This window comes from Streptomyces meridianus (assembly GCF_023703325.1).
Lineage (GTDB): Bacteria > Actinomycetota > Actinomycetes > Streptomycetales > Streptomycetaceae > Streptomyces > Streptomyces meridianus.
Window position 1 is genome coordinate 70,071 of record NZ_JAMQGM010000030.1, and the last position, 14,102, is coordinate 84,172.

The following is a 14,102-nucleotide window of genomic DNA, read 5'->3' on the forward strand; positions in this document are numbered from 1 at the left end:
CCGGTGACGCAGGCGATGTGTCAGCAAGGACGGGCGGCGGACGGTTCTCGGCGTCCGATCTCGGCGGCGTCGTGCCGGCCCGTCCGGGGAGCGGGGATCCCCGGACGTCGCTCCCATCGGCTCGCGAAGGGGAAATAGGACTCCAGGAAGGTGTGGAGTTCGGCGGCGATACGTTCCTGCTGCTCCGCAGGGGTGTTGACGTCGTTCAGGCAGAAGAAGTCGAAGCGGCGGGTCGCCAGCAGCTCCGCCATCTGCTCCGGAGCCTCCGGCCGTGCCACATCGATATAGCGGAGCTTGAAGGTGCCGGGGACGGCGCGTCCGGTCAGGTAGGCGTGGTGGTGGTGGAGCGAGGCACCCATGGCGATGTCGGTGGTGTCGCGGAACCGGGACCGGCTGGTTCGTTCCACGTCCTCGGCGAAGAGGGTCTCGATCTCTCGCATGACCGAGCGGATCTGGGGGTGCGGGGTGTGCATGAACTTGTTGACGGTCATCCGGCCGTACTGCTGGAGAAGCAGCTTGCGCACGTTCTTGCCGGCCGAGTTGGGGGCGGGCTCTTCGGGATGCGGGGAGCCGAGGCCCAACTGGAAGGGGGAGAAGGGCAGCTTGGCGATCCCGTTGCCGTGGAAGAAGTGGCCTGCGGTGACGGGCCGGCCCAGGAAGACGTCGTCGTTGAAGTAGAGGTAGTGCTCGGACAGTCCGTCGACATGGTGCAACTGGGTACCGATGGCGTGGGAGTTGAAGACGGGCAGAGCGGCGGGGTCGGCGAATACGTCCTTGTGGTCGACGACCTGGATGCCGCGGGCTCCGGTGTCGAGCCAGGAGGGTGTCTGCCCGTCGGTCACGATGTAGACGTTGCGGACGAACGGCGCGTACATCTCCAGCGAGCGCAGGGAGTACTTGAGCTCGTCGTAGCTGGTGTAGCGGGAGGCGCCGGTCTCCCGGGCGTTGATGCGCGGGGCCCGGCCACCGCTGCGGTGCGCCTCCCGCTTGGCGGCGAGATCGGGGTCCGTACCGTCGACCCACGTGTAGACGACGTCGAGGGGGAAGTCGATGCCGTCGAGGCGCGGCTGGAAGAAGTCGGCCCACGTGGGATGCTCCCGTCCGGCTACGGAGCGGGTCGCGGGTATTCGGGCCTCGGCGGGCACGACGTCGGAGACGGCGTTGAGGCGCGGGGCCACCAGGGCACCGGCGAGCATGGCGGACGGGGCCTGGGTGCGCAGGCCGGAGATCCGGTCGGCGGATGCCTGGTCGCCGTTTCCGGCGTCGGTCAGGAGCTGGTCACCCTCGCGCCAGAACTCGACGTCGCAGCCGTAGGACAGGTCGGCGAGGGGGTGGCCGCCGGGGCTCAGCAGGATCTCACCGAAGCGGATGGTGTCCTGCCGCTTGAGGGCGGTGGGGAGGGCGCCGTCCGCGTACAGGGCTGCGTCGGCGGGCCAGGACTCTCTGCCGGGTCTCATCGCGTACAGCGCGGTGTCGGGGTAGAGCTCTCGCAACGACTCCAGCAGTGCCTTGCGGTCCTCCAGTCGTATGCCGATCACGTGACGCAGCGGTGAGCGGCCGGGCACCAGGAAGTACTCGACTCCGGCGTGCAGTGCCGCGTCCGTGACCAGGGAGAGGTTGCGGGCCGAGGCTTCCGCCGCGGTGAACGACCGGACGCGGCGCCCGAAATAGGGACGGCCCTCGACCGTCACCTGCGCCAAGTCCGTGTCGCCCTCCAGCAGGGCCTTCCGGCGGGCGGCGATCCGCTCCGCGCGCTTGCGTTCGGCTTGCTCCCGCTGTTGCTCTGCCGCCTCCGCCTCGGCGGTGCGCCGAAGTTCCTCGCGCTGCTGCTTGCGTACGGGGAGGAGACGGTCTCTCAGGGCCTTTGCGCGCGATGCCATGTGGGTGTCCAGTTCTTCCTCGGGCAGCCGGTGGCCGGCCCGGCGCGTGGGCCGGGACGAAAACGGCGGCTGGGATGCGGTTGTCGGAGGGGAGTTCCGGTGGACGCGGAGATCAGGCGCCGAGACGGGCGTCGATCCAGGCGAGGACCTTGTCCTTCATGCCCGGCTCGTCCAGCAGCGCGCCTCCGTGGGCTGCGCCGGGGACGGTCTCAACGGTGACGCCGTCCGCGGGCATGTCGTGCTGCACTTCCTCGTCCTCCTCCAGGTCGAGGGAATGCTGCACGGGTACGAAGTCGTCCTGTGAGTGGATCAGGTACATGGGTGCGTCATTTGCGCCGGATGCGCGGTTCTTGACGACCATGTCCACCCAGGTGCCCCAGCAACTGGGGTGCACGGACGTGTCGGTGTCGGCCGGGTCCGGGAAGCAGCGGGCCAGAACGGTGGCGTTGTCCCGGACCTTCCGTTCCTTGTCGGCGCTCAGATCGTGGTTGCCGTCGTTCCAGGCGCGGTAGGGGGAGGCAACGGGGGAGAGGCCGACGACGCCCTTGATCCTGCTGCCCCCCGAGCCGTAGGTGGCGACCGCGGTGCCGATCTGACCGCCGGCGGAGGAGCCGAGGATCACGAGGCGGTCGGGGTCGAGGTCGAACTCCGCGGCATTGGCCTTGATCCAGGAGAGCGCGTCGATCGCGTCGTCCCGTTGGGCGGGCCATGGCGCGTCGAAGTTGAGGCGGTAGTCGACGGAGAAGGTGGCGTATCCGGCGTCGGCGAACGTACGGGACCACGTGGCCCAACCGGAGTCCGCGTACCAGTACCCGCCGTGCAGGATCACGATGCCGGGCTGGTCGGCACCGGTCGGGTTCCAGTAGGCGTCCAGCTTCTGACGGGCGTGGGAGCCGTAGTTGTACGTGACCTCACTGCGCCCCGCCGCCTGTGTGCTCTGCACGTTCACCGTGAGCAACGCTGCGATCAGCAAGGTGCAGAACGCAAGACAACCCGGTATCCGTCGCACGAAAATGCCTGCCTCGACTGTCGGGCAGGCACGCGTCAGGAACGGTAAACCCGTAACGGTTGACCGCAGTTGGAGCGCGTGGGGGGTGGCCGGACGCCTGCGAGCCCGTACCGGCGGAGCACTATAGCCCGGCGGACAAACGGACTGTCAACGTCTCCCGAGTGATGTGAGGGGACTTGAGGTCGATGATCTCGGATTTCGCTTTGCGGGGTCTTCTGTGCAGTATCCACGGACTTGGGTGACACCTCGTCATGAAGAGGGTTGACATGAGCACTGCTGCTGAACGTAGTGTGACCGCCGTTTGACTGTCGGAAGTCATCGAAGCGGTCTCGGGGTGGGGTTGTGCGAAGACGTACGGGAACTGTCGGTCTGGTGGGGGTGGCCGCAGCCGTGATTCTGACGACGGTGCTCGGCGTCGCCGGAGTTCAGGCGGTACCCGCTGTGGCGGCTGCTTGTACGGCCGGCGCCGCGAGTGACTTCAACGGTGACGGCATCGTCGACACGGTCGCTGCCGACCCCGAGGCGACGGTGAACGGCGCGAAGAGGGCCGGCCTGGTGCGCGTGGTTCTCGGAGGAGGCAAGGGAGTCTTCGAGATCTCGCAGGCGACTGCGGGGATGGGAGCCACTCCCGAGCGCGGCGACCGGTTCGGGCACTCGCGCGCCTGGTACGACGCCGACGGGGACGGATGCGCCGATCTCGTGGTCGGGGCTCCTTACGAGGACGTCCCCAAGGACGGTGCCGACCTGCGTGACGCGGGCGGCATCTGGGTCGTCCACGGCACTCCGACCGGCATCGGAGCGGGCTCCATCATCGAGGGTTACACCCAGACCCAACTGGACTCGAGCACCGTGACCGAGGAGTACGACCGGTTCGGATTCGCGCTCCAGGCCGGCAGTACGTCCAGCAGCGCTCCCTACCTCGTGGTCGGTGCTCCCGGGGAGAACGTCAACAGCGGGGGCAAGGACCACGCGGACGCGGGCTGCATCCATTACGTCCAGGGCACGACAAAGGCCACGGCCAACCAGGGGGACCTGGGGGTCCCGGGTGAGGTCGAGGCACACGACCGGTTCGGATATTCACTGACCGGCACCAACCGCTACTTCGCGGTCGGTGCGCCCGGCGAGACCATCGGCACCGATGCCGAGTTCGCCGGCGGCGTCACCGTCTTCAACCACACGTTCACGAGCGGAGTTCCCACGGCCTTGACCGGACTCGACCAGGCAGCGCCGGGCCTGACCGGAGCTGCTGAGGCCGGTGACGGATTCGGTACCTCGATCGACATGACGAACTACCGTCCGTCCGGCGAGACGTACAACTCGGATGCCCTGCTGGCCGTCGGCAGCCCAGGTGAGGCCATCGGAACCGTGGACGCAGCCGGAAGCGTGATGGTCATCCGCATCGAGCCGGCCGGTGGCTACACCGAAATGGCCGTCATGGACAGGGGCGTGACCGATGTGGACGGCGATCCCGCGGCCGGCGACTTCCTCGGACAGCGGGTGACCATCGCCAACACCGACACCGGGGTGGTCACGAGCTCGGCCACCGTGCGTCTGGCGATCGGGATTCCCGGGCACGACGCGGGCTCGGCTCAGGACGCCGGTGCCGTACAGGTCTTCCGGCCCCTGGACAGTTCGGTCGGTGCCGCCGACCGGATTCTGACACGAGCAGCGGGCAGCGTGCTTCCGGGCATCGCGACCGTCCGCGACTACACGGGCATCTCGCTGGATTCCGGCTCCTCGAACCTGTACCTCGGTGTGCCCTACAGCAAGGCGACCGAGACGCCCAGGGGCGCGCTCCACGTCATTCCGTGGACGGACGTCGACGGCACGACCAGCACCGGAACCACCACCTACAAGCCCGGTACGGATGGGATCTCCGACGCGGGCACGTCCTTCGGAGTCGTCGGATGACCGGCGGCCGAAGACACTCCGCAGCTCACAACGGAAGAGAGCCCATCACCGTGGAAGACGTAGCGACCGGGCGCAGGCGGGTACGCCGCGCCATGGTGATCGGAACCGCCCTCACCGCACTGCTGGCGACGGGACTCGGCCTCCCCGCGCTCGACGGTGGCATCCCGCAGGCAGTCGCGGATTCGCAGAAGCCCGCCACCGCCGCGGGCGCCTCGGAGGCGCAGGCCAAGGCGGCCAGGACCGGCAAGAAGGTCGAGGTCCTGGCGCTCCGCAACGAGCACAGCACCACCGAGGCCAACCCGGACGGCACCTTCACGACCACCCAGTACGTGCAGCCGGTCCGTACCCGCAAGGGCGGCCGGTGGACGGACATCGACACCACACTGGTCGAGCAGAAGAACGGCGGCTTCGCGCCGAAGGCGGCGCTGACCGCGATGTCCTTCTCCGGCGGCGGTGACAGGACCTTCGCCGTGATCGAGAAGGACGGGCGCTCGCTGTCGTTCGGCTGGCAGAAGAAGCTGCCGAAGCCGGAGATCGAGGGTTCGAGCGCCACGTACGCGAACGTGATCCCGGACGTCGATCTCAAGGTCACGGCGAGCGCCGAGGGCTTCTCCCACGTCCTGGTGGTCAAGAACGCCGAGGCGGCGGCTCACCCGGCACTGGCAAGGATCGACATTCCGGTGGAGTCGCGTTCGGTCGACCTCAAGGAGAACAAGGCCGGCGGGCTGACGGCTACCGACGCCGGTTCGGGAGGCGCCGTTTTCGAGGCGCCGCAGCCGCTGATGTGGGACTCGAGCACAAAGCCGGGGGGCGCGGAGTCCGTATCCCCCGATGCGAAGGCGTCACCTGAGGCCCCGTCGGACCAGGACGCGACCACTCCGCCCGACGGCACCCACGTCGCCGACGTCCCGATGGACATGGCCGGGGAGTCGATGACCCTGACGCCCGACTCGGATCTGCTGAAGGACAAGGACACCGTCTACCCGGTCTACATCGACCCCGTGGTGAAGACGGCCAATCGCAGCAAATGGACGATGGTGTCGTCGTACTACTCGTCGGCGGAGTTCTGGAAATTCTCGGGCGACGAGGGCGTGGGGCGCTGTCCGGCCGACGTGTCGTATCAGTGCGCCAGCAGCAACGACGTCAAGCGGCAGTTCTTCGCGATCCCGACCGGGACCTTCGAGGGCAAGGACATCCTCGAGGCGGAGTTCGCCGTGACGATGGTGCACACCTACAGCTCTTCCGCCCGGTCGGTGCAACTCGGCCGGGTGAACTCGACGGGGGCGAGCGCCATCAGCTCCTCGACGAACTGGAACAACCAGCCTTCGCTGAAGGACGCCATCACCAGCCAGTCGCCGACCAACCCAGCAGGATCCTGCACGTCGACCAACCAGAACGTGCGTTTCAACGTGGCGGGCACCATTCAGAAAGCAGCCGACAGCGGGTGGGACACCACGACATTCCGCCTGAAGTCGGGCGACGACGGTGACTACTCGTACTGGAAGCGGTTCTGCGGTAACGCGCACCTGTCGGTGACCTACAACCGGCCGCCGTTGCAGCCGGACATGGACGACCTCAAGATGACGCCCGGCGGATCCTGCGAATACGGCAACGCGACCGAGCACATGGTCTCCGACCCCCCGAAGCTGACCGCCTTCATCAAGGACTACGACCACGGGGACACGGGCGGGAACTCGGAGAGCCTCCGGGCGGAGTTCCACGTCTTCTGGACGGTCGGCGGCACGACGTACGACCACTATGCGACGACGGGACCGAAGAACACCGTCGACGCGTCAAGGAGCGGTCAGACCGGCGGTAACGCCTTCTCCTACACCGTGGGTACCAACCTCACGGCCGATCCCGACGACGCCGGCTACACCATTCCCCAGAATGTGACCATCGGGTGGGCGGTGCGCGGATACGACGGCACGTCCTGGGGGTCGTGGAGCCTGGCCGGTGACAGCACGCGGTGCGAGTTCATCCATGACTCGACCGCTCCCAAGGCGCCGGTGATCACCTCCACCGAGTACCCGAACGACGACGCCTGGCATGTGGGCGTCGGAGATTACGGCAGCTTCACCTTCGACTCGCCTTCCAGCGACGTGACGAAGTACAGCTACCGTTTCAAGGGGGACGACAAGGACGAGGCGACCTGGAAGTCCGTCAGCCCTGCGTCGACCGGCGGCCCGGCCACCGTGAGCTGGATGCCACCGGACGAGGGGCCCATGTACGTGGAGGCCAAGGCGATCGACGGGGCGGGCAACGCGCAGAAGACGCCCACCGCTCACGTCTTCCTCGTCAGCGACGGCCGTGCCCCGGCCGCAGGCTGGACCCTCGGTGATGCGCAGGGCTCGACGACGGCCGTCGGCACGAGCGGGTCACCGGATGCCACACCCGGCTCGGGTGTCACCTTCGGAGTCGAGGGCCCGCTCGGCCCGACGGACACCGCTGCCGTACTCGACGGCTCCGGCAACGCGTTCCTCGATGCGGGCGAGCCCTCGGTCGACACCAGCGGCACGTTCTCCGTCAGCGCCTGGGTGAACCTCGCCGAAAGCCCCACCGAGGACGTCACCCTGATCAGCCAGGACGGAACCGCGGAGCCCGGCTTCGACCTGGGGTATGACGTGGACACCGAGTCCTGGACCTTCCGCACACCGGTCACGGACATGGAGACGCTGGGCACCTGGAAGGTGTCCGGAGCCACCGCAGTACCGGGAAGCTGGACCCACCTCATCGGCGTGTACGACGAGGTCACCGGCAAGATGAGCCTGTTCGTCAACGGTGACCTCATCGAGGAGGACGTCCAGCCCCGCCGGACCGTCTGGAACGCGACCGGTGCCCTCCAGATCGGGCGCAAGATCTCGCTGGACGGCTACACCAACCACTTCAAGGGCAGCATCGCCGACGTCAAGGTCTACGACCGCGTCATACCCGAGGCGGAGGGCGAGGACCTGGGCGGCATTTCGGCATCGGAGCTGGGCTACTGGTCGGTGGACAGCGTTGTGGACGGCCTGTCACCCGAGGAACGGGGTGGAACGGGCCTGACCCTCGGTGGTGGTGCCTCGATCTACCTGCCGGACGACTCCTGCGACCCCGCGGTCGACCCGGAGTGCGTTCCGCCTGCCGAACCGCTCTGGGGAGACGGTCACCTGGCCCTGAACGGAACGGACGCCTACGCGACACGGGCAGCCGGGTTGATGGCCAAGGAGGACAGCTTCACGCTGACGGCCAGGGCGCGGCTGGCGTCCCCCGTCTCCCCGCAGGACCAGACGGTCCTCTCGCTCTCAGGGGCCAACGGCAGCGCGGCCACCGTGTCGTACCTGGCCTCGTCCGGACGGTGGCAGCTGGCCGTCACGGACCAGGACGGTACGCAGCCGACAGTGACCACTGCCGAGGCGTCCGGTGCCGCGCCGAGCGCCGAGGGCGACGGCGACCATCTCGCGCTGGTGTACTCGGCGGTCTTCGGTGACGTCCTCCTGTATGTCAACGGGACTCTCGCGGCGAAGACTCCCTGGGACAACGCCTGGGACTTCACCACGGCGAACCTCCAAGTGGGGCGCACCCTCACCGGCTCGACCGCATCGGACTACTTCTCCGGAGCCGTCGACGAACTACGCCTGTACCGGGGGGCCCTGGACGCGAGCATCGTCCCGACGGTCGCCGTACTACCGTCCGGCTCGAGCGTCGAGGAGACCGTGACGTGACCGCATGACGCGGGGCGGGTGCCCGGAGGAAGCCAGGCACCCGCCCCGCCCGGCATACGCCTCCCCCTCGTTTTCTCCCCCCTATACACGGAGTTGTCATGCGCTCGCCCTTTCGGCTGCGTCGACTGAGACGCACACCCGTACGGAACACCGTTCTTGTGCTCGGCCTGGCCCTGACGGTCGGCCTGCTACCGCAGTACGCCCCCGCCGCGCAGGCCGAGGACGGCGGCCTCACTCGCCCGGGTACCCAGAAGAGTCTGGACGATCCGGTCGACGGCAGGAACGCCAAGGCCCGGAAGTACGGCAAGTCGGACCCCGCCGAGAAGGCGGCGGTCAGGAAGGCCGACAGGAGTGCCTGGCCGAAGCCGGCGTCCGACGAGGTCGCCGTCGGAGGGAAGAAGGCCCGTGCTGAGGGCCTCCCCGTCACGGTCGCCGCGAGCGGGAAGACGAGCCCGGACTCGGTCCGCGTGGCAGTGCTCGACCGCAGGAAGGCGAAGGCTGCCGGGATCGACGGCACTTTGCTCACCGTCGTCCGCACGGACGGCGGCGAGAAGACCGGGAAGGTCGAAGTCGCTCTCGACTACTCGGACTTCGCCGACGCCTACGGCGCCGGTTACGGCTCGCGGCTGCGCCTGGTGCAGTACCCCGAGTGCATCCTGACCACCCCGAAGAAGAAATCCTGCTCCACTCCGGTACCGCTGCGGAGCAGCAACGACGCGGCTCACAAGACCGTGACGGCCGCGGTCCCGGCTGCTGCCGAGGCATCCTCCGCCCCGTCCCCCCAACTGGCGAAGGGCGCGACGACTGCCGACACCGGCTCGGTCACCGTCTTCGCCGCCACTGCCGGAACCTCCGGGGACCAGGGTGACTTCGGGGCCACGTCCCTGCAGCCGTCCTCCCAGTGGAGCGTCTCCAACTCCTCCGGGGCCTTCAACTGGTCCTATCCGATCGCCGCTCCTCCGGTGCCGGGCGGGCTCGCTCCCTCCGTCTCTCTCGGCTACACCTCCCAGTCGGTCGACGGCCAGACCGCGACGACCAACAACCAGGGTTCATGGGTCGGCCAGGGCTTCTCCTACGAGCCCGGCTACATCGAGCGCCGGTACAAGCCGTGTGCCGACGACGGTCATGACGACACCTACGGCGACCAGTGCTGGGGCGGCGACAACGCCACCATCTCCCTGGCCGACGGCACCTCCGGTGAACTGATCAAGGACGACACCACCGGCAAGTGGCACGTCAGCTCCGACAACTTCAGCAAGGTCGAGAAGCTGACCGGAGCCACCAACGGCGACAACAGCGGCGAGCACTGGAAGGTGACGTCCACCGACGGCACCCAGTACTTCTTCGGCCTCAACCAGCTGCCCGGCTACGCCTCGGGTGACGAAGAGACCGACTCCACCTGGACCGTCCCCGTCTACGGTGACGACTCCGGCGAGCCCTGCTACGACGCGACGTTCGACAACGCCCACTGCGTGCAGGCGTGGCGCTGGAATCTCGACCACGTCATCGACGTGCACGGCAACGCCATGTCGTTCTTCTACGGCAAGGAGACCAACTACTACACCCAGGGCCTGAAGACCAGCGAGGACGGCAAGCCCTACATCCGAGGCGGATACCTCAAGCGCGTCGACTACGGTCAGCGAGCCGGAACGGTCTACAGCACCGAGCCCTCGGCGCGGGTCCTCTTCACGACCGACGAGCGCTGCATCGGTGACCTCACCGACTGTTCGGCCGGTGCGCTCACCGACTCCACGGCCGCAGACTGGCCGGACGTGCCGTGGGACCGGAACTGCAAGGCCGGCACCCAGTGCGCGGGGCAGAACTCGCCGACCTTCTGGACCCGCAAGAAGCTCGCCAAGATCACCACACAGATCCGCAATGGCGACAGCTCCTTCAAGAACGTCGACTCGTGGACGCTCGGCCACGTCTTCACCGACAACGGCGACGCGTCGAAGTCCCTGTGGCTGAACACCATCGACCACACGGGACACGTCGGTACCGATGTCTCCGTCCCGTCCGTGAAGCTGTACGGCGCGCAGCTCGCCAACCGCGTGGACAAGGCCGGCGACAACATCCAGCCGTTCCACCGCTTCCGGCTGTCGGGGGTGGAGAGCGAGTCCGGCAGCGCTCTGTCGGTCAACTACGCCGCCACGCAGTGCTCCGAGTCGAACCTGCCGACGGCGGGCGAGTCCACCGTCCGCTGCTACCCGGTGAAGTGGAACCCGCCGGGTGAACCGGACCCGATCACCGACTGGTTCCACAAGTACGTGGTCTCCTCCGTGGTCGACACGGACCTCGTCGGTGGCAGTCCCGACCAGGTGACCTCGTACACGTACCTCGGTGACGCGGGCTGGCGGAAGACCAAGCCGGACGGTCTGACCAAGAGCGAATACCTCACGTGGGGGGATTGGCGCGGCTACGGCAAGGTCCGGGTCGAGAAGTCCGACGGCACCACCGGTCCCTCGAACACCAAGACCGAGCACGTCTTCTTCCAGGGGCTCGACGGCGACGCCGACCCGGCCGGCGGGACCCGGTCCAGCTCGCGCACGGACTCCGACGGCACGTCGTACACGGACAGCGACTGGAAGTCCGGCTTCGAGCTGGAGACGACCACGTACGACGGTGACGAGGTGGTCTCCAAGTCGATCAACACCCCCTGGACGAAGGTCACGTCCACTCGTGCCGAGAGCTGGGGCACGAAGCATGCCCGGTTCGTGCGGTCCGCGACCACGGACACCTACACCGAGTTGTCCTCCGGCGGCCGGCGGCAGATATCCTCCGCCAACACCTACGACGACGCGACGGGCCGCATCACCCAGGTCGCCTACCACGGCGAGACCGGGGTCGCCGACAACGAGTGCACCCGCACCGAGTACGCCGACAACCCGGGCAAGCACCTCTACGCCCTCGTTGCCCGGGTGGAGACCCTCGGCGTCGACTGCTCCACGACTCCGGACCGTTCGAAGCACGTCATCTCCGACGACCTGACGCTGTACGACGGAGCGACCACGATCGGCGCAGAGCCGACCAAGGGCGACCCGACCACGGTCAAGCGCCTGAAGTCGCACGACGGCACGACGGCCGCCTACCAGACCGTCTCCCAGACCACCTTCGACGAGCACGGGCGCCCGCTCACCCTCAAGGACGGTGCCGGTACGAGCACCACCACGGCGTACACGGACACCTACGGTCTGGCCACCGAGAAGACCGAGACCAATCCGCTGGGCTGGGTGACCAAGACCCAGTACGCCCCCGAGTGGGGCAAGCCGCTCGCGCAGACCGACATGAACGGCAAGCGCACGGACCTGGCCTACGACGGCCTGGGCCGTATGACCTCGGTGTGGCTCCCGGACCGACCGAAGGCCTCGAGCTTCACGCCGTCGATCAAGTACGCGTACGGCATCTCGCAGACCTCCCCGAACTACGTCCGCAAGCAGCAGATCGAGAACGACGGCACGTCGTACGGCAGCGAGTACACGCTGTACGACGGTCTGCTGCGCCCCCGCCAGGTGCAGGCGGAGGGGGCGGGCGGCGGCCGTCTGATCGCGGACACGTACTACGACGGCGCCGGCCGTGTGGTGAAGGCGAACGACACCTACTACGCGAGCGGTGCTCCGAGTTCGACGCTGTTCGTGCCGGTGAACGCGGACATCGATGCGCAGACCGTGACGGAGTACGACGGGGCAGGCCGCACCACTGCGACCATCTTCAAGGTCGCGGGCACGGAGAAGTACCGCACCACGACCAGCTACGACGGTGACCGGGTCCACGTGGACCCGCCGGCCGGGCAGACGCCGACGACCACGATCACGGACGCCCGTGACCGGACTGTCGAACTGCGCGAGTACCAGGCCTCGGACAGCCCCCTGCCGTCGGGTACGGCGGATGACTACGTCTCCACCACGTACGCGTACACGGATGCCGGCCGGCTGGCGCAGGTGAAGGACGAGCCGGGGAACACCTGGACGTACACCTATGACCAGCGCGGCCGGAAGGTGGAGGCGGTGGACCCGGACACAGGGACGTCCACCTTCACGTACGACGACATGGACCGCCGGACGTCGGTGACCGACGCGCGCGGCAACACCACGACGTCGGTGTACGACGTGCTGGGCCGGGAGGTCTCGACCTGGCAGGGTGCGGCCGACACCGGCACGAAACTGTCGTTCACGAAGTACGACACGATCGCCAAGGGCGAGCTGTACGGCTCGTACACCTACAAGAACGGCGCGGTTCATTCCTCCGTCCTGAACTCCGTCCTGGACGAGAACTACCAGCCGACGACGACCAAGTACTACCTGTCACCGACCGCCGAGCCGGAGCTGGGCGGAACGTACGAGTTCAACACCCAGTACAACCCGGACGGCACGGTCCAGGGCCAGAACTTCCCCGCAGCCGGGGGCCTGTCCGCTGAGGCGGTGTCGTACCAGTACGACTCGCTGCAGCGGCCGACGGCCCTGAACACCTCGCTGGGCGGAGGCAGTTATGTGTCGCAGGCGGTGTACTCGCCGACGAACCAGCTGGAGCAGTTGGAGCTGTACACGGGTGGCACGGGCGACAAGAAGTCCTGGCTGACGTACAGCTACGAGCAGGGCACGAACCGGCTGAACGGCTCGCGGGTGGACGTCGAGGGAGCCTCGGCCGTCGCCTACGACGCGACGTACACGTATGACGCGGCCGGGAACGTGCGGTCCATCGTCGACACCCCGACCGGTGGTACGTCGGACGCGCAATGCTTCGCGTACGACGGGCTGCGCCGGATGACCGAGGCCTGGACGTCGAATGTGACCCCGGACGGTGCGGTGGGCACGGGGGCCGCGGATGCCGCCTGTGCCTCTGCACCGTCGTCGTCCACGGTGGGCGGGGTTGCCGCCTACTGGAACAGCTACGCGTACGACGTCACGGGCAACCGGACCGGGCAGACGAAGCACGGCATCGACGGGTCCGCCACGTCGACGACGGCGTACACGTACGGGGAAGGCTCCGCTGGTCCGCATCAGTTGACGAAGGCGGTCACCGACACGACGGCCACCCCGCAGACGCCTGAGGTCACGTCGCAGGACACGTACACCTATGACGCGTCCGGCAACACGACGAGTCGGGTGCTGAACGGTGATACGCAGTCGCTGTCGTGGGACAAGCAGGGTGATCTGACGAAGGTCACGGAGGCCGGCGGCAGCGAGACGTCGTACGTGTACGACGCGGCCGGCAATCGTGTGCTGCGGGAGACGTCCGGTGAGAAGGTCCTCTACCTGCCGGGGATGGAGCTGAAGCTCACCAAGTCCTCTGGCGGGGTGACCGGTATTCGCTACTACTCGCTGGGCGGGCAGACGGTCGCTTCTCGTGACGCGGACGAGGGTCTGACGTTCCTGGCGTCGGATCACCACGGCACGGCGCAGTTGGCTGTTGACGCGATGACGGGGGAGACCCAGCGTCGTCGTCTGGATCCGTTCGGTGGGGGCCGGGACACGCAGTCGTCGGATGTGTCGGCGTGGGTGAACGACAAGGGCTTTGTCGGTGGCACGAATGACGAGTCCACCGGTCTGGTGCATCTGGGGGCGAGGGAGTACGACGCGGCGACGGGGCGGTTCATCTCGG

The 14,102-nt window shown here is 67.8% G+C and carries 5 protein-coding genes; 3 read left to right on the top strand and 2 right to left on the bottom strand.

Annotation, left to right across the window (positions count from 1 at the left end; all coding sequences use genetic code 11):
• Positions 1–20: 20 nt before the first annotated feature.
• Positions 21–1,880: a stealth family protein gene (locus M1E25_RS15095; RefSeq protein WP_251415538.1), complete on the bottom strand. Its 1,860-nt coding sequence runs from the start codon at positions 1,878–1,880 to the stop codon at positions 21–23.
• A 112-nt stretch (positions 1,881–1,992) separates the two neighbouring features.
• Positions 1,993–2,853: an alpha/beta fold hydrolase gene (locus M1E25_RS15100; RefSeq protein WP_251415541.1), complete on the bottom strand. Its 861-nt coding sequence runs from the start codon at positions 2,851–2,853 to the stop codon at positions 1,993–1,995.
• Between the two features lie 426 nt (positions 2,854–3,279).
• Between M1E25_RS15100 and M1E25_RS15105 the strand changes: the two genes are divergently transcribed.
• From M1E25_RS15105 to M1E25_RS15115, 3 genes are all read left to right on the top strand, one after another.
• Positions 3,280–4,800, top strand: a complete 1,521-nt coding sequence (locus tag M1E25_RS15105; RefSeq protein ID WP_251415544.1) for a VCBS repeat-containing protein — start codon at positions 3,280–3,282, stop codon at positions 4,798–4,800.
• Positions 4,801–4,850: 50 nt separating this feature from the next.
• Positions 4,851–8,504 (top strand): LamG-like jellyroll fold domain-containing protein, encoded by a 3,654-nt coding sequence (locus tag M1E25_RS15110; protein ID WP_251415546.1) that lies wholly within the window; start codon positions 4,851–4,853, stop codon positions 8,502–8,504.
• A gap of 98 nt (positions 8,505–8,602) precedes the next feature.
• Positions 8,603–14,102 (top strand): RHS repeat domain-containing protein (locus tag M1E25_RS15115; RefSeq protein WP_251415547.1); only part of this gene is annotated, 5,500 nt, incomplete at its 3' end.